The organism is Nocardioides sp. NBC_00368 (assembly GCF_036090055.1).
Classification (GTDB): domain Bacteria; phylum Actinomycetota; class Actinomycetes; order Propionibacteriales; family Nocardioidaceae; genus Nocardioides.
Genome location: NZ_CP107970.1, coordinates 350,364 through 373,757, shown reverse-complemented (window position 1 = coordinate 373,757; position 23,394 = coordinate 350,364). Strand labels below are relative to the sequence as shown.

25 protein-coding genes are annotated in these 23,394 nt (G+C 68.5%); 8 read left to right on the top strand and 17 right to left on the bottom strand.

Annotation, left to right across the window (positions count from 1 at the left end; all coding sequences use genetic code 11):
* Nucleotides 1-1,422, top strand: a complete 1,422-nt coding sequence (glnA, locus tag OG984_RS01775; protein ID WP_141794077.1) for a type I glutamate--ammonia ligase — start codon at nucleotides 1-3, stop codon at nucleotides 1,420-1,422.
* Between the two features lie 142 nt (nucleotides 1,423-1,564).
* Entirely contained in the window at nucleotides 1,565-2,164 is a 600-nt protein-coding gene (locus OG984_RS01770) for a hypothetical protein (RefSeq protein ID WP_328529966.1), read from the top strand.
* A gap of 76 nt (nucleotides 2,165-2,240) precedes the next feature.
* On the opposite strand, the gene OG984_RS01765 is transcribed toward OG984_RS01770, so the two are convergent.
* The 8 genes from OG984_RS01765 to OG984_RS01730 form a co-directional block, all read right to left on the bottom strand.
* Entirely contained in the window at nucleotides 2,241-3,572 is a 1,332-nt protein-coding gene (locus tag OG984_RS01765) for an MFS transporter (protein WP_328529965.1), read from the bottom strand.
* Nucleotides 3,573-3,620: 48 nt separating this feature from the next.
* Nucleotides 3,621-4,997 (bottom strand): MFS transporter, encoded by a 1,377-nt coding sequence (locus OG984_RS01760; protein WP_328529964.1) that lies wholly within the window; start codon nucleotides 4,995-4,997, stop codon nucleotides 3,621-3,623.
* Nucleotides 4,994-5,995, bottom strand: a complete 1,002-nt coding sequence (gene sbnA, locus OG984_RS01755; protein ID WP_328529963.1) for a 2,3-diaminopropionate biosynthesis protein SbnA — start codon at nucleotides 5,993-5,995, stop codon at nucleotides 4,994-4,996. Before sbnA ends, OG984_RS01760 begins: the two co-directional genes overlap by 4 nt.
* A gap of 73 nt (nucleotides 5,996-6,068) precedes the next feature.
* Complete coding sequence (locus OG984_RS01750; RefSeq protein WP_328529962.1) at nucleotides 6,069-6,458, bottom strand: hypothetical protein; 390 nt, start codon at nucleotides 6,456-6,458, stop codon at nucleotides 6,069-6,071.
* A 130-nt stretch (nucleotides 6,459-6,588) separates the two neighbouring features.
* A complete protein-coding gene (locus OG984_RS01745; protein WP_328529961.1) occupies nucleotides 6,589-6,999 on the bottom strand; it encodes a DoxX family protein in 411 nt (136 codons plus the stop codon).
* On the bottom strand, nucleotides 6,996-8,147 hold the full coding sequence (locus OG984_RS01740; RefSeq protein ID WP_328529960.1) for an NAD(P)/FAD-dependent oxidoreductase: 1,152 nt from the start codon (nucleotides 8,145-8,147) through the stop codon (nucleotides 6,996-6,998). The genes OG984_RS01745 and OG984_RS01740 overlap by 4 nt, the downstream gene beginning before the upstream one ends.
* A complete protein-coding gene (locus tag OG984_RS01735; RefSeq protein WP_328529959.1) occupies nucleotides 8,144-8,341 on the bottom strand; it encodes a ferredoxin in 198 nt (65 codons plus the stop codon). The genes OG984_RS01740 and OG984_RS01735 overlap by 4 nt, the downstream gene beginning before the upstream one ends.
* 5 nt (nucleotides 8,342-8,346) lie before the next feature.
* Complete coding sequence (locus OG984_RS01730) at nucleotides 8,347-9,534, bottom strand: cytochrome P450 (RefSeq protein ID WP_328529958.1); 1,188 nt, start codon at nucleotides 9,532-9,534, stop codon at nucleotides 8,347-8,349.
* Between the two features lie 128 nt (nucleotides 9,535-9,662).
* On the opposite strand from OG984_RS01730, the gene OG984_RS01725 reads away from it, so the two are divergent.
* Nucleotides 9,663-10,910 carry a PucR family transcriptional regulator gene (locus OG984_RS01725; RefSeq protein WP_328529957.1) on the top strand — a complete coding sequence of 416 codons (1,248 nt, stop codon included), beginning with the start codon at nucleotides 9,663-9,665 and terminating at the stop codon, nucleotides 10,908-10,910.
* Nucleotides 10,911-10,916: 6 nt separating this feature from the next.
* Here the strand turns inward: OG984_RS01725 and OG984_RS01720 are convergent, their stop codons facing one another.
* The 4 genes from OG984_RS01720 to OG984_RS01705 are packed head-to-tail and all read right to left on the bottom strand — an operon-like array spanning nucleotide 10,917 to nucleotide 15,746.
* Nucleotides 10,917-12,431, bottom strand: a complete 1,515-nt coding sequence (locus OG984_RS01720) for an amidohydrolase family protein (RefSeq protein ID WP_328529956.1) — start codon at nucleotides 12,429-12,431, stop codon at nucleotides 10,917-10,919.
* Nucleotides 12,413-14,002: an FAD-dependent oxidoreductase gene (locus OG984_RS01715; protein ID WP_328529955.1), complete on the bottom strand. Its 1,590-nt coding sequence runs from the start codon at nucleotides 14,000-14,002 to the stop codon at nucleotides 12,413-12,415. The genes OG984_RS01720 and OG984_RS01715 overlap by 19 nt, the downstream gene beginning before the upstream one ends.
* Nucleotides 13,999-14,889, bottom strand: coding sequence for an alpha/beta fold hydrolase (locus OG984_RS01710; RefSeq protein WP_328529954.1), 891 nt, complete (start codon nucleotides 14,887-14,889; stop codon nucleotides 13,999-14,001). The genes OG984_RS01715 and OG984_RS01710 overlap by 4 nt, the downstream gene beginning before the upstream one ends.
* Nucleotides 14,886-15,746, bottom strand: coding sequence for an alpha/beta fold hydrolase (locus OG984_RS01705; RefSeq protein ID WP_328529953.1), 861 nt, complete (start codon nucleotides 15,744-15,746; stop codon nucleotides 14,886-14,888). The genes OG984_RS01710 and OG984_RS01705 overlap by 4 nt, the downstream gene beginning before the upstream one ends.
* 65 nt (nucleotides 15,747-15,811) lie before the next feature.
* On the opposite strand from OG984_RS01705, the gene OG984_RS01700 reads away from it, so the two are divergent.
* Nucleotides 15,812-16,486 carry a TetR/AcrR family transcriptional regulator gene (locus OG984_RS01700; RefSeq protein ID WP_328529952.1) on the top strand — a complete coding sequence of 225 codons (675 nt, stop codon included), beginning with the start codon at nucleotides 15,812-15,814 and terminating at the stop codon, nucleotides 16,484-16,486.
* 39 nt (nucleotides 16,487-16,525) lie between these two features.
* Here OG984_RS01700 and OG984_RS01695 read toward each other — a convergent pair whose 3' ends face one another.
* Together OG984_RS01695 and OG984_RS01690 are read right to left on the bottom strand one after the other, a co-directional pair.
* Nucleotides 16,526-17,182, bottom strand: coding sequence for a response regulator transcription factor (locus OG984_RS01695; protein ID WP_328529951.1), 657 nt, complete (start codon nucleotides 17,180-17,182; stop codon nucleotides 16,526-16,528).
* Entirely contained in the window at nucleotides 17,179-18,318 is a 1,140-nt protein-coding gene (locus tag OG984_RS01690; protein WP_328529950.1) for a sensor histidine kinase, read from the bottom strand. The genes OG984_RS01695 and OG984_RS01690 overlap by 4 nt, the downstream gene beginning before the upstream one ends.
* Nucleotides 18,319-18,480: 162 nt before the next feature.
* On the opposite strand from OG984_RS01690, the gene OG984_RS01685 reads away from it, so the two are divergent.
* The gene (locus OG984_RS01685) at nucleotides 18,481-18,954 is read left to right on the top strand and encodes a DUF6326 family protein (protein ID WP_328529949.1); all 474 of its coding nucleotides are present in this window, start codon (nucleotides 18,481-18,483) and stop codon (nucleotides 18,952-18,954) included.
* Here OG984_RS01685 and OG984_RS01680 read toward each other — a convergent pair.
* The 3 genes from OG984_RS01680 to OG984_RS01670 all read right to left on the bottom strand — a co-directional run bounded on the left by OG984_RS01680 (nucleotide 18,929) and on the right by OG984_RS01670 (nucleotide 20,626).
* Entirely contained in the window at nucleotides 18,929-19,807 is an 879-nt protein-coding gene (locus OG984_RS01680; protein ID WP_328529948.1) for a hypothetical protein, read from the bottom strand. The two genes, OG984_RS01685 and OG984_RS01680, sit on opposite strands and share 26 nt — an antisense overlap.
* 148 nt (nucleotides 19,808-19,955) lie before the next feature.
* Nucleotides 19,956-20,222: a metal-sensitive transcriptional regulator gene (locus OG984_RS01675; RefSeq protein ID WP_328529947.1), complete on the bottom strand. Its 267-nt coding sequence runs from the start codon at nucleotides 20,220-20,222 to the stop codon at nucleotides 19,956-19,958.
* Complete coding sequence (locus OG984_RS01670; protein ID WP_328529946.1) at nucleotides 20,222-20,626, bottom strand: DUF302 domain-containing protein; 405 nt, start codon at nucleotides 20,624-20,626, stop codon at nucleotides 20,222-20,224. The genes OG984_RS01675 and OG984_RS01670 overlap by 1 nt, the downstream gene beginning before the upstream one ends.
* 145 nt (nucleotides 20,627-20,771) lie before the next feature.
* Between OG984_RS01670 and OG984_RS01665 the strand changes: the two genes are divergently transcribed.
* The 3 genes from OG984_RS01665 to OG984_RS01655 are packed head-to-tail and all read left to right on the top strand — an operon-like array spanning nucleotide 20,772 to nucleotide 23,377.
* The gene (locus tag OG984_RS01665) at nucleotides 20,772-21,074 is read left to right on the top strand and encodes a rhodanese-like domain-containing protein (protein ID WP_328529945.1); all 303 of its coding nucleotides are present in this window, start codon (nucleotides 20,772-20,774) and stop codon (nucleotides 21,072-21,074) included.
* A 7-nt stretch (nucleotides 21,075-21,081) separates the two neighbouring features.
* Complete coding sequence (locus OG984_RS01660; protein ID WP_328529944.1) at nucleotides 21,082-22,551, top strand: MBL fold metallo-hydrolase; 1,470 nt, start codon at nucleotides 21,082-21,084, stop codon at nucleotides 22,549-22,551.
* Between the two features lies 1 nt (nucleotide 22,552).
* Nucleotides 22,553-23,377: a sulfite exporter TauE/SafE family protein gene (locus tag OG984_RS01655; protein ID WP_328529943.1), complete on the top strand. Its 825-nt coding sequence runs from the start codon at nucleotides 22,553-22,555 to the stop codon at nucleotides 23,375-23,377.
* Nucleotides 23,378-23,394: the final 17 nt, after the last annotated feature.

Below are 23,394 nucleotides of genomic sequence, written 5' to 3'. Positions count from 1 at the left end.
ATGTTCAGCACTGACGACGAGCTCTTGAAGTTCATCTCTGACGAGGGGGTCGAGTTCGTCGACATCCGTTTCGTCGACCTACCCGGCGTTCAGCAGCACTTCACGGTGCCGGTGTCGTCGTTCAACCTGGAGCCGATGGCCTTCGACGGTTCGTCGATCCGCGGCTTCCAGGCGATCAACGAGTCCGACATGGCGCTGTACCCGGACGTCACGACTGCCTACATCGACCCGTTCCGTACGGCGAAGACCCTCGCGCTGATGTACTTCGTGCACGACCCGATCACCGGCGAGGCCTACTCGCGCGACCCGCGCAACATCGCGCGCAAGGCGCTGGCGTACCTCGCCTCGACCGGCATCGGTGACACCGCCTTCTTCGCCCCCGAGGCGGAGTTCTTCATCTTCGACAAGGTCGCCTACAACACCTCCGAGGGCGAGTCGTTCTACAAGATCGACTCCGTCGAGGCCTGGTGGAACTCGGGTGCCGACAAGAACCCCGACGGGTCGGACAACCTGGGCTACAAGACCCGTTACAAGGGCGGCTACTTCCCGGTCTCCCCCACCGACCACTTCGCCGACCTGCGCGACGTCATGGTCAAGAACCTCGAGGCCTCCGGCCTGCTCGTCGAGCGCGCCCACCACGAGGTCGGCACCGCCGGCCAGGCGGAGATCAACTACAAGTTCGACACGCTGCTCAAGGCGGCCGACGATGTCATGAAGTTCAAGTACATCGTCAAGAACACCGCCTGGGAGGCCGGCAAGACGGTCACCTTCATGCCGAAGCCCGTCTTCGGTGACAACGGCTCGGGCATGCACGTCCACCAGTCGATCTGGAACGCCGGCGAGCCGCTGTTCTACGACGAGACCGGTTACGGCGGCCTCTCCGACATGGCCCGTTGGTACATCGGCGGCATCCTGAAGCACGCCCCGTCGGTGCTCGCGTTCACCAACCCGACCGTGAACTCCTACCACCGCCTGGTGCCGGGCTTCGAGGCTCCGATCTCGCTGGTCTACTCCTCGCGCAACCGCTCCGCCGCGGTCCGCATCCCGATCACGGGCACCAACCCGAAGGCCAAGCGCGTCGAGACCCGGTTCCCGGACCCGTCCTCGAACCCGTACCTCGCCTTCTCGGCCCTGCTCCTCGCCGGCATCGACGGTATCCAGAACAAGATCGAGCCGCCCGCGCCGATCGACAAGGACATCTACGAGCTGCCGCCGGACGAGATGGCCGAGATCAACCAGGTGCCGACCTCCCTCGGCGCCGTCCTGTCGGCCCTGGAGAACGACCACGACTTCCTCACCGTGGGCGACGTCTTCACCCCCGACCTGATCGAGACCTGGATCGACTACAAGACCAACGACGAGATCCTCCCGATCCAGCTCCGCCCGCACCCGCACGAGTTCGAGCTCTACTACGACATCTAGGCCGTAGAGCGCGGACTGACGTGAGCCCCTCCCCCGTTTCATCGGGAGAGGGGCTCAGTCGCGTTGTTCGTCGAGTGCGTGCAACACATGTCCAGGTTGGCGCGTCATGAAGACACACATCGCCCGAACTCGGAGGGTTCACATGAAGCAGCTCGTCGTCTTCCTTCTCATCGGCGCGCTCGCACCCGTGGTGGGGCCGGTCCTCAGCGCCCAGGCGCTGCCGCCCGATCTCGTCTGCGACGGCAGCTACGACCACCGGACGTTCCGCCACGTAGTCATCCCGGACGACGCCCGCTGCGTGATCACCAATTCCAGGATCACCGGCAATGTCCGCACCACCGGTGCACCGAGGGTGGTCAGCATCACGGATACACATGTCGGCAAGAACATCCACGTCCGCAACGTGGTCGAGCGCGTCACCATCGGGGCCGCCGGGTGCCGCGTGGACCCCGTCGCCGGACGAAACCTCATGGTCCGCAACTCCCGCAACGTGGCGATCTGCGAGATGTCGATCGCCAACAATCTCGTGGTCCGCGACAACCGGGGAACCTTGATGGTCCGGGACAACAAGGCATGCAACAACCTCCGCGTCGTCGACAATCACGTGCGTTCCCTGCGTGTGCTCAGGAACTCCTACGCCGGCAACTTCTCGGTGGCTCGCAACAGCTGGGTGGAGCGCAAGATCGTGAGGGACAACGTGGAACTGCGACAGAACCCCGCCGCGTGCCGTCGGGCTGGATGAGCGATCGCCCTCCGGCCTGGAGCCTGCAGCAGCCGACAGCGCTCTGGCTGTAGACCGCCACAGGCTCCTGACAGGCTCACACGGCGTGCACGCACGAGCACTGGCACGCAGCGAGGGTGCCCTCGGCGGTCTCCGCCGCCGTACGAACGAGCACTTCGACTCTCCCAGGGCCCGCCGCCCCGGCGGCTTCGACGACCAGTCCGCTCTCCGTCGCCGCCTCCTCGCGTGTCCACAGCGCCGGCGCGGCGACCGCGCCGATGACGGCGAGAGTGGCGAGCACGGTCCAGGTGGGCGCGAAGCCGGCGTTGGTGGCAACCCATCCCGCGATGGGGTAGGTGACCAGCCAGGCGAGGTGCGAGAGCGAGAACTGGGCCGCGAAGACCTCGGGAATGGCATCCGGCTCGACCGAGCGCCGAAGCACCTGGCCGGTCGGGGTGATGATGAGCGCCATCCCGCCGCCGATCGCGACCCAGATGATCGCGGTGAGCGAGGAGATGGCGACGCCCGTGGTCGCCGTCGCCAAGGCTGCGGCGACCGCTACCACCAGAACCGTCGCCCCGGTGAGCATCACGACCCGTTCCCCGATGCGGTCCAGGACTCGCGGGAGGACGAGAGCCGCCACCAGCGTGCCTGATCCCGAGGCCGCGAGCATCCAGGCCACGTCGGACTGGGTTCCGCCGAGGACGTCGCGGACGTAGTTCACGGTGTTGACCACGACGATGGATCCAGCGGCCGCAACCACGAGATTGAGGGCCATGACGGCGCGCAGGCTGGGAACGGCAGCGAAGGTCCGGATCCCCGAGACGACCCGATCCACAGGCCCGGCACGCCGGCTGGGGCGGGCGTTGGGAACACGGGAGGAGAGCACGAGCAACGCGGAGGCGGCGAACCCGAACGCGGTGCCGAGGAACAGCAGGTTGAAGGACATGACCGAGAGCGCGACCGCTGCGAGCACCGGGCTCAGCAGGCTCTCCATCGTGTAGGCCACCTGGGAGGCGGACAGCGCTCGCGTGTAGTCGGCTTCTTCGGTGACGATGTCCGGGATCACCGCCTGGAAGGTCGGGGTGAACGCCGCAGACGCGGTCTGAAGAACGCCGATCAGCACATAGATCTGCCAGACCTCGGTGACGAACGGCAGGGCAAGGACCACCAACGCCCGGACCACGTCGAGGACGGTGAGAAACAAGCGCCGAGGCAACCGATCGACGTACGCCGCTGCCAACGGCGCGACCACGACGTAGGCCACCATCTTGATGGTCAACGCGGTCGCGAGCACCGCGCCGGCGCGAGGGCCGGCCAGGTCATAGGCGAGCAGACCCAGCGCAACTGTGGCCAGACCGGTTCCGAACAGTGCGATCACCTGCGCGCCGAACAGGCGCCGGTAGTCCCGGATCGCGAACAATGCCATGGCTCTCACCCTTCCTCGAGCCAGGCCGCTTCCTCGTCCTGGCGTCGTTCATTCGACGGGGACCTTGTCCCGCGTCGCTGTCCCCGGTCTGTCCGCCCACCTTCCAGCGGGTCGAGGCGAGGAGCGGTGACGCGGCTTACGAGCGGCAGCATGCCGACCGGTCTGCCGGGACCGCCGTCCCACCATGAAAGGCACCGACCATCCGCGGGATGCGGTGCGACGTGGGCCACGTGACGTCGTGATGGCCGACAGCGAGAGCAGCAGGGCCGTGGAGGCCACGCTGATGCCGGTGATCAGGACGCCGACGGCCGGGGCGAGCACGGCCATCGCGCTGCCCGCCAGGAGGGGGCCGAGGAACTGGCCCGCTAGGAGGAAGCTGTTGGCGACGCCGAGATATCCAGCGCGTTCGTGCTGCCCGGCCCTCTGGGACGCGTAGAGCATCAGTGACTGCGCCAGGGCCGCGAAGCAGAAGCCCTGGACGAACCGCAGCGGCACCAACAGCGGCAGCCAACCCACAGCCGCCTGGACGAGCACGGTAGCGGCTGTGATGCCGCTCGCGATGACCAGGGTGCGCAGCGGAAGACCGGTTCTGTCGTTGAACCTGCCCCACCACAGGGAACCCACGAGGGTGCCGGCCCACATCACCGCATGCAGCCCTCCCACCCACGGACCCGTCTGACCGGGCTCGGCGACCATGTCCGTGACGAAGGCCGCGTAGATCGGGATCAGGCCGTAGACACCGAAGAAGGCCAGGAAGCCACCGGCCAGCGGGACCCAGCCGATGCGGGCGCACACGGACAGGAGGGCGGATCGCGCCGGTTCTGCTTCGGCCGGCAGACGCCGTGCGTCGTGCGGGTTCCGCAGCCGGACCGTACAGACACACCCGAGCAGCATGGCCACGAGGGCGATCCCGATCAGAAGCGGTCGCAGGTCGCCCGTGGCCACCAGCGCACCACCCGCGACCGGGCCCGCGAGGGCTCCGGCCGCGGTGGCGCTGTAGGAGCGGCCAAGGGCTCGTCCGCGGCTGCTTTCAGATGCGGTCGATCCCACGTACGCCGCAGCCGCCTCGACCACTCCTCCGAACGTTCCCTGTACGACCCGCGCGACCAGGAGGCTCAGAGGGCTGCCAGCGGCAGCCATCAGGGCCATCGCCGCGCACAAGCCCATCAGGGCGCGGACCACCATCCACTTGGGACCGATGCGGTCACCCAGTCGGCCCCACAGCGGTGTCGTGATCGCCAGCGGGAGGGCGGGGGCCGCGATCGCGGCCCCTGCCCAGAGCCCGACGGTGGCGTCGGGGGCGCCGAGCAATGCCATGTACAGCGGCATGATCGGCACCAGCGCCATCAACCCGGCGGTGTTGACGAACTGTGCGATCCACAGCAGCCCCATGTCCGTACGCCGCAGGGTCATCTGATCTCTCATGACCGCGTGGCAACGTCCGGCCGCTGATCAGCCAGCCCGCCGACCGTGGAGACCGTCTCGAGCCACTGGTCGTCGTAGACCAGGTCGAGGTACCGCTCCCCCCGGTCCGGTAGCACCGTCAGCACACGGCTGCCCGCCGGCGTGGTCGGCAGAAACTGCGCGATGGCGGCGACCACCGCGCCCGATGACCCACCGCCCAGGACACCTTCGGTCGCAACCAGGTGCCGGCAGCCCAGCGCCGCTCGAGCGTCGTCGATGTGGATCACGTGGTCGATCTCCGAGCGACTGAGCAGCTCGGGGACACGGCTCGCGCCGTAGCCGGGGATCTCGCGGGGTCCCGCGGACGTACCGAAGATGACCGACCCGACGGCGTCGACGGCCACGACCTGCATCGCGGGATAACGCTCACGAAGCCGCCTGGACAGCCCCAGGAGCGACCCCGTGGTCGAGACGGCCGCCACCAGGTAGTCCACCGGGGTCTGGATCGCGTCGAGGACCTCGCGACCGCTGGTCTCGTAGTAGGCGCGCCAGTTGAGGTCGTTGGCGTACTGGTTGACCCACACGCTGTCCGGGCTGGACTCGGCAAGCTCCTGTGCCCGGCGGACCCGGGTGTGCAGGTAGCCACCGCTGTCGTCGCGCTCCGTCACCAGCTCCACCTCCGCCCCTACGGTCTGGAGAAGTCGAAGGTTGGTCGGGGTCGTCTTGGGATCGACCACCGCGGTGAAGGCCAATCCGTGGAGCTTGGCCATCGTTGCGAGTGCGACGCCGAGATTTCCCGAGGTGCTCTCCACGAGCCGCATCCCAGGGCGCAGTTCACCGGAAGCCAGACCGGATTCGATGATGAAGCGCGCCGGCCTGTCCTTCATGCTCCCGGCCGGGTTGAGCATCTCGAGCTTCGCGATCACCTCCCGGTCAGGGTCTGGGAAGCAGCGCGCCAGCCGCAGCAGCGGGGTATCACCGACGCATGTGGTCAGGGAGTCATGGATGTTTTCGGGCACGCCAAAGTTCCTCGTTCATGAAGTCGAAAAAGTGCTTGAGGTGAGGTAGGAGGTGTCGAAACGACACCGGCTCCTACACCCGCTGCACGCCTAGTTCACGAACGAGATGAGGGGTCGACCGAGGCAGATCTACAGCCCCTTGAGCGCGGAGATATCCCGCGGCGGGAGGGACGACCCACAGACACCCCAGCGCGGGCACCAGCACCGAGGCAGCGACTCCGAGGCGCGACTGGGTGATCTCGCCGCAGTCGACCTCGCCGTGGGGATGGTCGATCGTCAGCACAGCCGCGCTACCGGCGGCACCGCCGAGATCGTGGGCGTGGGCGCCCTCGGGACCCTGGTGGACCGTCCGGCGATCAGTGTCGACGACATCGCCTGCGCCCTGCGCCGCCGCCTCGCGCACCGACTCAGGAGCATGGCCGGAGTCGCCGTGGTGTGCGCTGTGCATGCTCAGCAGGTGCACCGCAAATACGATCGCAGCCAGCAAGGCCACCACGACACGCGGTTGGCGCCCGGAGAACGGGGCGCGACGAAAACGGCAGGAGATCGCCGCGTTGGCCCCCGAGCCCATACGCCCCCTTGCGTCGTCATCCTCAACAGTCCGGCGCCGCCCAAGTTAGCAGCCGGTCCTGAAGGAACCCTGACACCACGTCATCCCAAACGCGGATCTCGATCACCACGAGGATGCTCAGCAGGATCGCGAGGAAGAGAGCCGGTGCCGCTGCCTTGATGCCGTCGCCGTTGCGTAGATGCGTGATCACGGCACCGGTGAGCAGGAGCAGCAGGCCGATGGCGGCGACCGCACGCAGCAGGGGCACGTACGCACCGGCCAGGAGCCCGACGGCGCCGGCAACCTCGAGCGCGCCGATTCGCCGAAAGGCGCCGACGCTGAATCCGACGTGGGCAGCTCGTGTCTGCATCGACGCGACGGCGAGCAACTTGGCCGTGCCGAATGCGACGAAGACCGCAGCGAGGGTTGCGGCCAGGACGGTAGTCGGGTTCATCGGGGTCCTGACGGGTTGGTCATCGTTCTCAGACGGCCGACCGGGATCTTGCGACCGTAGGCGACCACGGTCCTGGCCGCGCCGGGCGACTCCCAGCGCAGGATCGCATCACCCTCGTCGACGTCTCCCTCGATCGACACGGGATCGCCGTGCAACGGCAGGGGCCCGACCACCTTGATCGGAAGGCCGAGGATCTCGGTCCAGAAGTAGTCGTCCTTCGGGGGATGTGGCCGCGGCTCACCCAGGATCGAGGCAGCAGCCACCTTGCCCTGAGCCACCGCGTTGGACCAGAACGGTGCCCGGCTGGCTCGCTCACCCGTCCCAGGAGTCAGGTAGGCGACGTCCCCCGCGGCGTACACGCCAGGAATCGACGTGGAGCATCGCTCGTCGATGGCTACTCCCCAGGAGCCCGCGAGGCCGGTCCCGGACAGCCAGGTCACGGCCGGTACGTCACCGGCGCAGGTGACGACCAGGTCTGCGGACAGCACGCCTCCGTCCGGCAGTGCCACCCCGGTCACCGGATCGCCGACCAGATGAACGCGTCTGGCTGCCTGGATCAGCCGGACTCCATGTCGGGTCAGGTGAGCACCAACGTGCCCGGACATGAAGGGGCCGAGGTGCCGGAGCAGCGGGGATTCGCTGTCGACCACGGTGACCTCGACTCCGCGCGCTACGCACGCGCTGGCAACTTCCAGGCCGAGGAAGCCCGCGCCCACGACGATCGCCGATCGGGCGCGCTCGATGCGCCGACGGATCAGGCGCGCATCCGCGAGTGTTCGCAGGACCAGCTCTCCTGTCTGGGCCGGGCGCGCCAGGCGGCGAGCATCTGCACCGGTCGCGATGAGCAGCGCATCGTAGGGGACGAACCGTCCGTCGGCCGTGGTCACGATCCTCGACGAGGTGCCGAGTTCCACGGCTGCGGATCTGACGTGCGCCAGGTCGAGGTCTGCGTGGGGGTAGGCGAGATGTGCCTCTTTCTTCGCGTCGCGCAGCACCTCCTTCGACAAGGGCGGTCGCGCGTAGGCGCCGTCGGGCTCACGTCCGATCATGGTCAGGCTGCCCGCGTAACCGCGGTTGCGAAGCTCCCGCGCAGCGGTCAGCCCGGCGATCGACTCACCGACGATGACAACGGCGTCGGGGCGTGTCACGGGACCTCCCGCAAGGCTGCCACCGGACATGAGGCGATGGCCGCCCGCGCCCGGGCCACCTCGTCGGACGCCACCTCGGCCCCCTCGGCGTGGTAGATCAGCTCGGCGTCGTCATCGAGGGAGAAGATGCCGGGGGCCTGTTCGGCGCAGAGACCGTGGCCCTCGCACCGGGCGTAGTCGACGTCGATCTTCATGGCGGTCACCTCGCGGGGATCAGCTCGAGCGGAAGGTGCTCGAGGCGGTGGATGATGTTGTTGACGGCCCACACCGGCCGTCCGGTGAGCTCGATTCGTTCGACCCGGTCGAGTAGGTGTCCGAGGATCGTCCGCGTCTCGAGCCGGGCCAGCCCCTGGCCGGCACATCCATGGGTGCCGTGGCCGAAGCCGAGCTGCTGCGTCGCGTCCCGGGTGATGTCGAAGGCCTCCGGCGATTCCCACACCAGCTCGTCCCGGTTCGCGGAGGCGTACATGACCAGCACCCGGCTGCCCGCGGGCAGCTCCACGTCAGCGAGGGTCGTGTCGGTGGCGACCTTGCGGCTGAACGCTCGTAGCGGTGATTCCAGACGCACGACCTCATTGATCGCGTTGGGCAGCAGGCTGCGGTCCGCGCGGAGCGCCTGCCACTGGTCAGGGTGCAGAGCGAACAGGTGAAGCGCGCTGGCGATGGCACTGAGGGTGGTGTCGATCGAGGGTGCCAGGTAGTCGACCAGGAGCTTCGGGCACTCGGCGGCGTCCAGACGGCCCTCGTCGACGGCCTGCAACAGGTCGCCGCCCAGGCTGCCTTCACGCAGCCGGCGGTCCTTGGCGACGTCACGCGCGTAACGAAGCATCTGCACGCTCGGCCGGATGCTGCGGATCGCCTGGCCGTTCATCGGGCCGAGTGCGTCGAACGTCGCCGCGCCCCACGCCAGCAGGCGGTCACGACCTTCATCGGGCCAGCCGACCAGGTCGGGGACGATGGACATCGGCAGCGCCATCGCCAGGTCCTCGACGCCGTCCACTCGGCCGCGTTCGATGGCCGAGACCACGACGCGTTCGGCCTGGGCGTCCACCTGGTCGTGCATCTCACGAAGCGCGCGGGGGGTGAGTCGGTGCGCAACCAGCTTGCGTCGCTCGTCGTGCTGGGCTCCGTCGCTGTTCAGCGTCGTGCCGAGAGCCAGCCGATTGGTGACCGGGTTGAGCGCCACGCCCGCGCCCGACACGAAGGTCGAGTCGGCCAGGAGCGCGGCCTTGCACTCTGCGTACCGCGGCAGGGCGTACACCTTGTGGCGCTCCAGCCACACCACGGACCCCTGGGCGCGAAGCCGGGAGTAGTGGGGATAGGGATCCAGGATCGCCGAGCGGGAGTACAGGTCCCCGGCGTCGCTGGGCACGAATCTCTGCGGCATGTTCGCTCCTCGACTTGGTGCTGGCTCCGCACCAGTGTCGGCCGCCAGAACCCGCAACCTGAAGGGCGGAATGTCGTAAACTAACCGGGTTGTTCAGCAGAATGCACAGCCCATGGAGGTGACCGGTCATGAGTTCGGCACTGGTCAGGGAATGGGATCCGCCGTCTCCTCGTCTGGCCGACCTGTTTCGGCGAGCGGTCCTGGAATTTCTCGACCATGCCGAGGAACTGCTCGACGCGATCGACACGGCAAGCTTCGAGGTGAACCGCGAGCTGCTCGAGCTGGCGCCAGGACTCGCGGACCCGCTGCGGGCCGCGGGCCGCTCCAACGTGACGGTCTGGGCCACGGCCAACCTTCGCAAGCCGGGCCTTCCCGTGCCCGCCAACCTGAGCCCGGAGAACATCGACTTCGCCCGGGACGTCGTACGCCACGGCTTCGACGAGACGATCCTCAGCGGGTTCCGCGTGGGGCAGAACCTGGCCATGCAGGCGGCAACCGATGTGGCCTTCCGGGTCACCGACGACCACGGCGACCTCCGCGAACTGCTGGCGTTGGTGTCGCGGTCGATCTTCGCCTACGTCGAGGAGACGCTCGAGGGGATCAGCACGATGATCCGCGCCGAACGCTCCCAGCTGCGCGACGCGACCACGGCCGCCAGGGCCGAAGCAGTGGCGCTCATCCTCGAGGGAGGACCGATCTCCGAGCGACGGGCGACGCAACTGCTCGGCTATGAGGTCGCTCGGGCACACACGGCCGCGATCGTCTGGTCCGACGAGACGCCGCCCGAGGGCGCGCTCGAGGCCGCGGCCAGCGAGCTGGCCCGTGCGGGTGGCACGGCACGCCCACTCATCCTCCCGGTCGGACGATCGACCCTGTGGGTCTGGCTCTCCGGAGGCGGCCACATCAAGGACCTCGCCACCAAGCTGCAACACCACCCCCTGAAAACCCTCGCCGAGGTGCATGTCGCCCTTGGCCTCTCCGGCACGGGCCTGCCCGGCTTCCGCAGGAGTCACCAGGAGGCGGCAGTCACACAGCGGCTGGCGCGGAGGCTTCCCCTGCACAGCAACATCACCTCGTACGACCACGTCGAGGTCGTGGCGCTGGCCAGCAGCGACGAGGACCAGGCTCGCGAGTTCGTGGCTCGCACACTGGGCCCGCTCGCGGACGCACCCGCAGAGGTCCGCGAGACCCTGCGGACCTATTTACGCCAGGAGTGCAACCTGACCCGGACCGCTCAGGTCGAGTTCGCGCATCGCAACACGGTCGCCACCCGCCTGGAGCGAGCGAGAGACCTTCTGCCCCAAGAGCTCACCGGCCGGACCCTCCAGGTGGCTCTGGCCCTGGAGGTCGCCCGCGTCATCGGATCAGCCTCATAGGTCAGGTCAGCGCCGCTTGGCGGAGTGGGCGAGCATGACCCTGAACATCTTGTCGTCCAGGCCACGGACCTGCAGGGCCTTCCCCATGACCCGAGCCCCGATCGCAGAGGCTCTGTCCAGCGGGAACGCTGCCCGGACGTAGGTGTATGCCTGGTCGAGGCTCTGCTGGGTCGCAGCCGTGAAGATCCGATCGGCGGCCTGCTGAAGACGTGCCTCGATCCCGTGCCAGTCGGCGCCGACCAGTTTCCCGTCGCGTTTGAGGATCCGGCCGTCGACCATGACCAGCTCGACGTCGCCCGCTCCGGCCTGCACGACGACGGTCTTGACCGGATCGAGGAGAGGCGACAGGTGGTTTTCGGCGGTCCGCACCATGATCAGATCGGCCCGCTTCCCGATCTCCAACGTGCCCACCTCGCCGTCGAGGCCGGCCGCGCGGGCGCCGTCGATGGTGGCTGCTCGCAAGGCGTGCTCCGTGGTCAGCTGCAGCCTCTCCGGCATGACCCTGTGCTCGCCGAGCCTGTCATGGGCGGCCATCCGCCCGGCGGCAAGCGCCAGGCGCATCTGGGTGAACAGGTCCCCCGAACCTCCCGAGACGATGTCGACCCCCAGGCCACAGACCACTCCTGCGGTCCGTGCGCTGGCCCAGATCGGCGTCCCCATGCCCATCTGCATCTCGCTCTCCGGGGTCACCGAGATCGACGCTCCGACGCTCGCGATCCGTGCCAGGTCGCGGTGACTGAGCACGTTGCCGTGCACGAGGAGTGTGCGCTCGTCGACCAGCCCCTTCGCCAGCAGTCGAGAGACATAGCGGGTGCCGCGGGCGAACGGCCCGTTGGCCACGTGCACCGAGAACCGATGCGCGTCCAGACGCCGGGCAAGCTCCACCTCCGGGACGGTGTAGTGCAGCGGAGCGAAGAGGAAGTCGCTGCCGCTGATCCCGAACCGGATCAGACCATCGTCGGCGGACAGCCGCTCGGCGCGGAGCCTCTCCGCGTCCTGGTGGCGCCAACGGGAGGTGAAGGTACGTTCGGTCTCGATGGGTACGTCCGGGTCAGCCACGTCGGGCAGGCCGTAGCAGTAGACAGCCCGGATGCCCGCGCTCTCCAGACCGGTGAGCAACGCGTCGGCATGATCCGGGGTGGCGACCAGGTGGGCATTGTCGACCACCGTTGTCACTCCGGCGTTCAGCGCATCCAGCGCACCGGCGTAGTTGCCCAGCTCCGCGTCACCAGCGGTGAAGTGCGGCGCATAGCCGTACCGCACCAGAGCCATGTAGTCGTAGAGGGTCCCGTCGGCCAAGGTGGCTCGCAGAATCGACTGCCAGGTGTGCCGGTGTGTGTCGACCATACCGGGCATGACGATGCCCGTGCGCGCGTCGATCACCTCGGCATCGGTGACTCCGAGGTCCTGCCCGATCGCGGCGATCCGGCCGTCCTCGACCAACAGCTGGTTGAGCCCAGGCGCGGCCGGCTCGGCCATGGTCAGCAGGTTGGCGTTGGTGATCAGTACACGTCGGGACATGGATCCACCTCGGACAGTGTGCGGCTTCCACGCGACAGAGGGGTCAACAGGGCGAGCGCTGCTTCCGTCTTGCTGACCATGTCTCCGGAGGCGATCGAGGCGAGATAGCCGTCTGGGCGGACCAGGAACAATGTGTCGTGGCTGACTCCGTACGAGTCGCTGAAGCTTCTGTTGCCATCGGTCAGATCGAGATCGGCGGTCGAGGAGTGTGCGTCGATCGCCACCGTCCTCAGGGCCGCGCCGGCCATTGGCCACTGGATCTCGCTCAAGGCACGAGCCGCCCCATCGCCGAACGCGACCGCGGTGAAATGGGGGCCTCGGTAGGCATCGAACATCCTGACGGGGTTCCCCTCGGCATCAACCATGACAGCATCTGGAGCACGATCACCGACGTTGAGCCGACTGGTCGTCTGTGCACCGGCGGCCGCCAGTCGACCGCCTCGGTAAGTGATCCCGAGCTGCTGTTCGTCCTTGCCACGACGGATGCTCGTCGGATCGAGCTTGCCGATGGCCTCGTACTTCTTCGTCGACAGGCCGAGGACTCCGGCTGCGATGGGCTGTCGCTCACCCTCATAGGAGTCGAGAAGGGCGTCGTCAGCTCCCGCGAGGACTTGGCCGAGCTTCCATCCGAGGTTGTAGGCGTCCTGGATGCCGGTGTTGAGGCCTTGAGCGCCTGCGGGCGTGTGCACGTGCGCTGCGTCCCCGGCGATGAAGACCCGGCCCTGGCGATAGGCGCCGGCGAGCCGGATGTTGGGGCGGAACACCGACCTCCAGCGAATGTCTTGGAGCTCGACGCCCGTTGCGTGGGTGTGGGCACGGATCCGGGTGTTGATCTCGTCGAGATCGGTGGGTGGGTTCTCGTCCGGCGAGAGCCGGACCATCCATTGGAAGAGATCGCTGTCGGGCAGTGGGCACGCCGCGACGAAGCCTCCACGGATCCGGGGCCACATGTGCCACCGGTTTCGCGACAGACCCGTGGTGGTGGCGTCGACGATGAGGATGCGGTCCTGCTCGTCGGTCGACCCGATGAAGTCGATGCCCAGCGCGGAACGAGTCGTGCTCGCACCACCGTCGGTGCCGACCAGGTACCGGGCAGTGACGCGCTCGACGCCAGCCGCCGTGGCGAGGGTCGCGGTGACCGCCGTGTCGTCCTGGGTGAATCCGGTGATCTCGGTGCCGTACTCGACCTTGCCGCCCAGCTCGACGAGCCGAGCGTGCAACGCCGCGTCGGTGGCGAACTGAGGAATGAGCCACGTGTTGGGATACGGCACGTCGGCGGTGGCTGCGCGGTTCTTCATCATGCGCCACGGGATCACAGCGCGGCCGAGGTGGATGCCGAGCTTGGGATACAAGCTCCCCTGTTCGAGGACGGCCGAGAGGACGCCGAGATCGTCGAGCACCTCGAGTGTTCGGGGCTGCAGTCCCTTCGCTCGGGAGCCTTCGAAAGAGTGCGGCGCCTTGTCGACGATCCGGACGTCAAGGCCCCGACGGACCAGGTCGATCGCCAGCGCCGAGCCGCTCGGGCCGGCACCAGCTATGAGTACGTCGATCACCGTGTCCTCTGTCGTCATCGCTCGAGCCGTTCTGTGGGGTTGGTGGTGAAAGACGCAACCAGGTGCGCGACCTCGTCGGGTCGTTCGAGTGGCGTCATGTGTCCGCACTGCCTGATCACGTGACACTGCTGGGGCTGCAGGAGTGTGCGAGCCTCGTCGAGGCTGGTGATGGGGGTGACGTGGTCGTCCTCGCCCCAGAGGAGCATGGTGGGAATGCCCGAGTGGCCGGTGCTGCGGAAGAGCTCGGCCCGTCCGTGCAAGGGCAGATTCTGCAGCGTCGAGAACAACGCGTACATCGAGCCTCGGTAGCGGAACGCGTCATGCACCATGCGTGTCAGGGCCGCCGCACTTGCGTCGTCCCGCACGTTGTGGTCCAGGTGGCTCTCCAGGAGTCGCCGTCCGAGCCTTCTGCCGACGAATGCGGCAGCGTGATCGCTCTTGAAGAGCCAGCGGCCGGCCGGCGGGGCGGACAGCCCGGCCGGCCCGGCAAGAGTCAGACTCTTGATGTCCGAGCGTCCCGCCACGTACGCCATGGCGATGACCGCGCCCATCGAGGTCCCGACGACGTGGTGACGTGGTAGTCGAAGCGCGTCCACGAGCTCCTCGAGCTGGCCGACGAAGAGTGTCTCGTCGTAGTCGCACGTGAGTCGCTGCGAATACCCACGTCCGTAAGCGCTGTACGCGAGTGTTCGGAATCCCATGCCGTGCAAGCGCTCGGCCAGACCGTCCCAGTAGAACAAGGGAACGGTCAACCCTCCGGTGAGGACGACGGTCTCGCCGTCCTCCGGGCCGGTCAACTCATAGTGGGTCACGCCGTGAGAAAGCTCGACGAAGCTTCCGCGCAGGTCACGCCTCGCCCGCTCGTCCAGGAGGAGATCCTCTCCCCGACCGGCGAAGTACTTCATGGTCGCGCCCCGTCCTGCCTCGTACGTCCGCCGTGGGGGTCCGGGTCGCCTCCCAGGAAGTCGCGGACCCGCGCGGCGACCCACTCCGGGTCCTCCTCGGGCAGCAGGTGGCCACCGGTCGGGTGGGTCCGCTCGACCGTCCCCGGGATGTCCCGGCCGAAGTGCTGACCATCGATCGACGCGCTGCGCAGCACGAGCGTCGGTACGGCGACCAGAGGAATCAGGTTGCTGCGGTCCTCCTGGGCCGTGTTCGCGAGGTCGACGAAGGCAGACCGGTTGCCGGGAAGGCTCATCATCGCGTGGACGCGGTCGACCATCGCCTCGTCCACGGTCGACGGCCGACCGACGAGCGCGCGTAGGTTCCGTTCCGTTGCACGCTTGGGAAGCCAGCGCCGCAGCAGCGGTCGGAGGATCGGGTTGCGGGCCAACCGTATGCCCATCGGGAGCGACTTCTCGGGATAGCCGGTGGCGTTGATGAGCACGAGGTTCTCCACACGGGAGGGTTCGGCCAGAGCCAGGTTCCAGCCGATGTTCCCGCCGAGCGAGTTGCCGACGACGGAGAAACGTTCCAGGCCGAGCTCTGTCATGAACCCAGCGACCGTGTCGACATACGTCGACACCCGGTAGTCCCGGTCGGGGCGTGGCCCGGTGAACCCGAACCCGGGGAGGTCGAGGGCGATGACGTCGAACGATGTGGACAGGTTCGCCGCGACGCGCTCGAAACCGTGATTCGACGAACCACTCCCGTGCAGCAGCAGAAGTGCGCGTCCGCTGCCGGAGCGCTTGAAGTGCAGGCTCATGTCGCCGACGACGGCGAACTGAGAGTCCGGGTCCGGACCGACGAGGGAAGATTTCATAACGGCTACAGTGTTGTCGTTATTTCTGACGCTTGTCAACACCTATCGGCTACGATGTAACCGATATGAACGCGCGCTCCGACTCCGTCAGCACCAGCCGCACGCGCGGCCGCCCACCTGTCCCCAAGGAACGCATCGTGGCGACAGCGCTGAAGATCGTCGACGAAGAGGGGGCCGATGCGCTCTCGCTCCGCGTTCTGGCGCAACGTCTGGACTCCAGCACCGCGACCCTGTATCGACACTTCTCCAATCGGGCCGAACTGATCAACCACGTGATCGACCACACCTTCGGCGGGGTGCCCGTTCAGGCCGATGACCTACGAAGCCTCGGCTGGGAGGACGCGTGCCGGGCCATGGCCACCTGGATGTTCGAGAACCTCCGGAGCCATCCGAACGTCGCACCGCTGCTGCTCGCCCAAGCGCCCACTGGTCCGAATGCGATGGCCGTGCGGGAGGTGGCTCTCCAGGTGCTCCTGGACGCCGGTTTCTCGCCGCCCATCGCGATCCGCTGCTACGCCACGCTCGCGCGGTTCGTCCTGGGCTTTGCCATCCAGCTCAACGGAGTGGAAACAGAGGACGCAGCGCTCGCCGAGGCCTATCGGAACTCCGGCGAGAACAGCCTCGCGGCCACAGCCGCGGTGGCGGACTTCGGCCCGGTTCCCCTGGAGGACGAGTTCAGCTTCGGCCTCGACCTCCTCTTGACCGGGCTGGCCCAGCAGAGGACACGCCAGGAGCCCTGAACAGCGGCCGACTGTGGCGCCGACCCCGCTCGGTTGCCACTAGTCGGGTCGCACCCGTCTGGTGTCGTAGGCCCACATCGCGATCTCGACGCGGTTGCGGGTGCCGAGCTTGGTCATCAACGAGGCGACGTGGGTCTTGACCGTGCTCAGGCTGACGAAGAGCTCGGTGGAGATCTCGGCGTTGGTCCGGCCCCGCGCCACCAGGGCGAGCACCTCCTCCTCGCGCTCGGTGAGCGGGTCGACGGGCTGGACAGGCACGGCCGGCGCCTGGTCGGCGAAGGTCGCCAACAGCCGGCGGGTGACGTTGGGGGCGATCAGCGCGTCCCCGTCTGCCGCCGCGTGGATGGCCTGGACGAGAAGCTCCGGTCCGGCGTCCTTGAGCAGGAAGCCACGAGCGCCGGCGCGTAGGGCGCCGAGGACGTACTCGTCGAGGTCGAAGGTGGTGATCACGACGACCGCCATCGGGTCCGTCACGTCCGGCCCGGCCAGGCGCCGCGTCACCTCGACACCGTCGAGCCCAGGCATCCGGATGTCGACGAGGAGGACATCGGGACGCAGCCGGGTCGCCAGGTCGAGCGCAGCGAGCCCGTCCGCCGCCTCCCCCACGACCTCGAGGTCTGGTTGCGCGCCGAGGATCATCACCAGTCCGGTCCGGACCAGGTCCTGGTCGTCGGCCACGACGACACGGATGCTCATGCCGGCGTCTCCACCGGCAGCACGGCCTCGATCACCCAGCCACCGTCGGGCCCCGGCCCGGCAGAGAGCGATCCGCCGAGGAGCTGGGTGCGTTCGGCCATGCCCAGCAGGCCGAACCCGGGCTCCGGGGTCGGCCCGGGCCCGGGCTGGCCGTCGTCGATGACGCGCAGCCTGACGATCTCGCCCTCCCGGCGTACGTCGATCCCGACACGGGTCGCGCTCCGGGCGTGCCGTACGGCGTTGGTCAGCGACTCCTGGGCGAGCCGGTAGAGCGCGGCGTCCACGGGGCGGGCCAGCCGGGTCAACGAACCGGTCAGCGAGACCTCGACGACAGGGGTCGCGTCAGCGCGTGCCAGAGCAGGCAGGTCCGCGACGCCCGGCTGCGGTGAGTACGCGACGGCTTCCTCCTCCCGCAGCACCCGCACCATGGATCTCATCTCCGCCAGGGTCCGCGACGCCTCGTCCTCGATCGCGGCCAGGACCTCGGCAGCCTTCTCGGGCTGGATGCCGGCGACCACGCCACCGGCCTGCGCCTGCACCGCGATGGCCGAGACGTGGTGGGCCACGGTGTCGTGCAGCTCGCGTGCCAGGGCCACGCGCTCCTGGTTGCGGATCTCGAGCTGCTGGCGATGCCAGAGGTCTGCGCGGTAGCGGAACACCGCCGCCAGCGCGACGATCAACAGCAGCAGGACGCTGCCACCGAAGACGTCGGCCCGGCCCGCAGAGGTGGCGTACATCCCCAGCACGACGACGATCGCCACGGACGTCGTCCCCAGGACGATCTCCCGTCCCGAGCCCCACCGCACCAGGGAGTAGAGCAGGATCAGGTCGGCCATCATGGAGTAGAGGCCGAGGTCCCCGCCGTTCACAGCCAGCTGGAGGACCGAGAGCAGCCCGGCGACGCCCCACCCGAAAAGGGCGGCCATGAGCGGACGTCTCCGCCGCCAGAGCAGAGCAGGCACCAGCGCGAGGGCGAGCACCGTCACCAGGGGTCGCCAGGCCAGGCCCGGCCGCACGATGCCCTCGACCAGGGTGGCGGCGGCGAAGACGCCCACGAGCAGCCAGTCCAGGCGACCGACGGGCAGGGCGTCGGCAGGCCGCGGCTCGTGCCAGAGGGAGCGCCGGACAGTGTTCACGGCTCCAGCCTAGGGATCGGGGCGCCGCCGCGTACCGGCCGAAAGTACGAGACGGAGACCGTTCCATCGGCCGGGCACGATCCGGCCTCCGGCCCGATGTGCCTGCTGCCGGACTCAGCGAGCGTGGACCCACCGATCCTCACACGACAAACGGAGGCCACGATGAGCACACGTCAAACCATCACCACGCCGGACGACCGGCCGATCCCGGTCAGAGCCAAGCTCGCCGCGGCATGGACCAGCTTCATGTTCCTGTACGTCTACGTGGACATCCTCAACTTCTTCACGCCCGGCGTTGTCGAAGACATCCTCGACGGCAAGGTCTTCGAGTTCGACCTCTCCCAGACCTTCTCGACCGCGGCGCTGACCCTGGTGTCCGTCCCGAGCCTCATGGTCGTGCTGTCGATGGCGCTGCCCGCCCGGGCGAACCGCATCACGAACCTCGTCGTGGCCGCGCTCTACGTCCCCGTCACGGCATTCAACCTGGCGGGCGCGTCCTGGCTCTACTTCTACGGCCTCGGCGTCGTCCTGGAACTGATCCTTCTCGGCTTCATCATGCGGTGCGCCTGGACCTGGCCCCGCACCGCACCCGTCCCGCTGGCCAACGGTGCTACGACCGGACGCGGACGCCAGTGATGGCGAACCGCTCGACGCCAGCGACATGGCCACCGGTCGACACCGCGATGGTCAGCACGCTGCCCGCGGGAGCACTGAACGGCATCGTGGTCGACCAGGGACTGTTCTGCCCGCCGGCGGGAATGCCCGGGGACCGGCCGACCTCGCCGGTGCCCAGGCGCAGGACCCGGATCACCAGACTCTCGTCCACCCCGGTGATCCTGCCGCCGACGACCATCGGGGACGTGACCGTCGCGCCGTAGCGCGGCGTGGTCAGCGACAGGGTGCTGTCCTTCGTGCCGACGACCTCCCACGGAGCGTACGAACCGCTTCCGATCTTCGCCAGGTGCACGACAGCCGCCGTGGCGTCCTTGCCGTCGGGCAGCCGGAAGCCGACATCGACCCACGCCTGGTCGTCGGAGATCGCCACCCGAACCACCCGGTCGACCTCCTGGTAGCCGAGGTAGCTCTGGGTGAACCGCCGCGCGACCAGGCCGGCATCGAGATGCCACGGCTGGTGCCCGCCGTCGCGATATGCCCGCTGCCACACCGCCGCCTCCTCGATGTCTGCGAACGGCCACAGCGGCTGAAAGCGGAACCGCGAGGGTGGCGTCGGTGTGGTCGTCGACTCCGTGGGCGTCGGACTCGGGGTGGCTGACTCCGAAGGGGTCGTGCTCATGGACGGCGTCGCAGCGCTGCTCGCAGACGGTGTCGGCGCGGCACCACGGTCGCCGTTCTCCGAGCGCACGACGATGACGATGAGCACGGCAACCGCAACCGCGAGCGCCGCTGCGGCGGCGGTCATCACCCACAGCCACCGGCGGCTGGTACGCACGGACTCACCCGGCTTGCTGGAAGGCATCGGCTCGGTCACAGGATTCACCCCGCAGCCAACGTAGTCCGCGCGTTCGCCCCGGTCTCAGTGCCGTTGGTCCTGCGCACCGCTGACGAACTGCCTGACACCCGGGCGTACATCACCTGCAGGCGATGATCAGCAAGGCCATCGCGGCCCGACGACCGCGTCACGCCAAGGCGAGGAAGAGCTTCTCCATCTTCTTGACGTCCACGCCGTCAAGACCCTCGTCGGACTCGGTGAGGCACTGCTGCAGGCCGGTGGCGACGATCGCGTAACCCGCGCGGGAGAGCGCCTTGTTCACGGCAGCCAGCTGGGTGAGGACGGACTCGCAGTCCGATCCCTCTTCCAGCATGCGGATCACGCTGGCGAGATGGCCGTTGGCGCGCTTCATACGGGTGATGATCGCCTTGATCTCGGCGGGTTCGAGGTCCATCAGTTGTCCTCCAGTGCGGCCAGGGCCGCGGTCAGCCGCTGCCGTGCGTCGGTCGCGACGGCGCGAAGGGTGTCGCCGGCCTCGCCAGCGATGGACATCATCGTGTCGGGGTCGAAGGCCTCGACAACGGTGGTGGTGTCGTCGACGGCCCGGACGACGACGTTGCAGGGCAACAGCGCGGCGATCGACGGATCTGCCTGCAGAGCCTGATGAGCCAACTGGGGACGGCAGGCCCCCAGGATGACCTGGGGCGGGACGTCGACGTCGAGCTTCGCCTTCAGCGTCGCCTTCAGATCGATCTCGGTGAGGATGCCGAATCCGGCAGTCGCGAGTTCTCCGCGCACTGCCTCGACGGTCTCGTCATAGGGGCGGCGCACCGTGGCTTCGAGCGTGTACTGCGTCATGGGTATGTCCCTCCTGGGTACCGATCACTAGGTCTGCGCGGGGGGTGCACCGACAACCATACAACCCCCTAGGGGGATGTGCTAACGTCGAGAACACAACCCCCCGGGGGGTTACATCGACAAGCCAGCAAAGGAGTCCCCTCTCATGCGTGAGACCACCATCGACCAGCTCGCCGCCGCACTCGATCGGGGCGCGGCTGTCATCGACGTTCGCGAGCCCGCGGAGTTCCGCGAGGGCCACGTGCCCGGCGCGATCAACATCCCGATGAGTCAACTGTTCGCCCGACTGGGCGAGATCGACCGGAATCGTTCCGTGCACATGGTGTGCGCCTCGGGCAACCGCAGCAGTGCGATGACCGACGCCCTGATCGCGAGCGGCTTCGACGCGATCAACGTCGCAGGCGGCACCAATGCCTGGATCCGCTCCGGGCGACCGATCGAGAAGTGAGGCGACCATGACCGACCACACCGCCACCGAATCCACCGCGCCGGCCCCGGCGACCGACGACGCGCAGCAGCGGCCGGCCGTAGGGCTGACCGTCCGCAGTCTCGAGACGCCATCGCTCGGCGATCGCACCTACGTGGTGCACGACGGCGAGGTCGCCTTCGTGGTCGACCCTCAGCGCGACATCGACCGGGTGCTGGAGGTGCTCGAAACCGATGGCGTCCGACTGACCCACGTCTTCGAGACCCACATCCACAACGACTACGTCACCGGTGGTCTGGCGCTCGCGCAGGCGACCGGCGCGGCCTACCTGGTCAACGGCGCGGATGAGGTGACCTTCGACCGGACCCCGATCGCCGACGACCAGGTCGTGGAGGTCGGTGGCCGAATGCGAGTCCGCGCGATCGCCACGCCCGGTCACACCTTCACCCACCTGTCGTACGAGCTCTCCGTCGAGGAGCCTGATCACGAGGCGCCGTACGGCGTGTTCACCGGCGGCTCGCTGCTCTACGGCGCCACCGGCCGACCCGACCTGCTCGGCGAGGCACACACCGACGCCTTGGTGCGCCACCAGCACGCCTCGGCCCACAAGCTGGCCGAGCGGTTGCCCGACGGTGCGGAGGTCTACCCGACCCATGGGTTCGGCTCTTTCTGCTCGGCGACGCAGTCAGACGCCACCGCCTCGACGATCGGCGACGAGAAGCGCTCGAATCCGGTGCTGACCCAGGACGAGGAGACCTACGTCCGCGAGCTGCTGGGCGGCCTCGGTGCCTGGCCGGCGTACTACGCGCACATGGGACCCGCCAACGCCGCCGGCCCGTCCGCGCCCGACCTCTCCCCGGTGCAGGAGGCCGATGCGACCGAGCTGCGGCGCCGGATCGAGGCGGGCGAGTGGGTGGTGGACCTGCGCAACCGCCAGGCCTTCGCCGCCGGGCACTCCCCCGGCACCTTCAACTTCGGGCTCGACGGTGCTTTCTCGACCTACCTGGGCTGGCTGATCGAGTGGGGCACCCCGGTGACCTTGCTGGGCGAGACCGCCGAGGACGTGGCCACCGCCCAGCGCGAGCTGGTCCGGATCGGCATCGACCGGCCCGCGGCCCAGGCCACCGGCGGCCCGAAGGACTGGACCGACGGCGAGCTCGGCAGCTTCCCGACCGCCACCTTCGCCGACCTGGCGCAGGTGCGTCACCACCGCGACGTCGTCGTGCTCGACGTGCGCCGCTCGGAGGAGTACGACGCTGCGGCGGTCGAAGGGGCGGTCAACATCCCGATCCACGAGCTGCCCCGACGCCTCGGCGAGGTGCCGGTCGGCGAGGTGTGGGTGCACTGCGCCGGCGGCTATCGTGCCTCGGTCGCCGCCTCGTTCGTCAGCGCGGCCGGCCGCACTCCGGTCGCGATCGACGACTCCTTCGAGAACGCCGAGAAGGTCGGGCTGCACCTGGTGAGCTCCCGCGGTCTCGCCGACGGGGCCGACGCCTGAGATGACACTGGTCCTCGCCGTCGCCGCCGGTGCCCTCATCGGCCTGTCCCTGGGGGCACTCGGTGGCGGTGGCTCGATCCTGGCTGTGCCCGTGCTGGTGTACCTGCTCGACCAGTCTCCCGCTCAGGCGACCACCGGGTCGCTGGTGGTCGTCGGCCTCACGTCGCTCATCGGGGCGATCGCCGCACACCGCGCGGGCAACGTGCTGCTCGGCCGTGGCCTCGTCTTCGGCCTGGTTGCGATCGGCGGGGCGGTCGCGGGCGCCGAGGCCTCCAGCCGGGTCTCCGAGGACGTCCTGCTGGCTGCCTTCGCCGCCCTGATGCTGCTGGTCGGCGGGATGCTGGCATGGCGCCAGGCAGGTCACAGCCGGAGAGGTGGCCCTCGGCGTGCCACGAAGCCCGCGCTGGACGACCCGATCATCACGTTCAGCCCGACGCTCGCGTGCCAGTGCCCCCGGGCGCTCAAGGTCCTGGCGACCGCGACGGTCGTCGGGGCGCTGACCGGCTTCCTGGGCGTGGGCGGTGGTTTCCTCGTCGTCCCCGCCCTTCTTCTCGCCCTCGCGCTGCCGATGGAGTACGCCGCCGGCACGTCGCTGGTCGTCATCACGATCACAAGTGCGGCGGCTCTGGCGGTCCGGGCAGGCGCCGGCGTCCAGCCGGACTGGGTGCCCGTCGCAGTCCTCACCGTGACGTCAGCGGCAGCAGCCGTCGCCGGGGCTCGCCTCGCCGACCGTGTCGGCGCCGCCTGGCTTCAGACCGCCTTTGCCGTCCTGGTCCTCGGCGTCGCCGTCTACACAGCCGCCCAGGCGCTGCCTGCGCTTCTCTGACCTGACTCGGCCCTGCC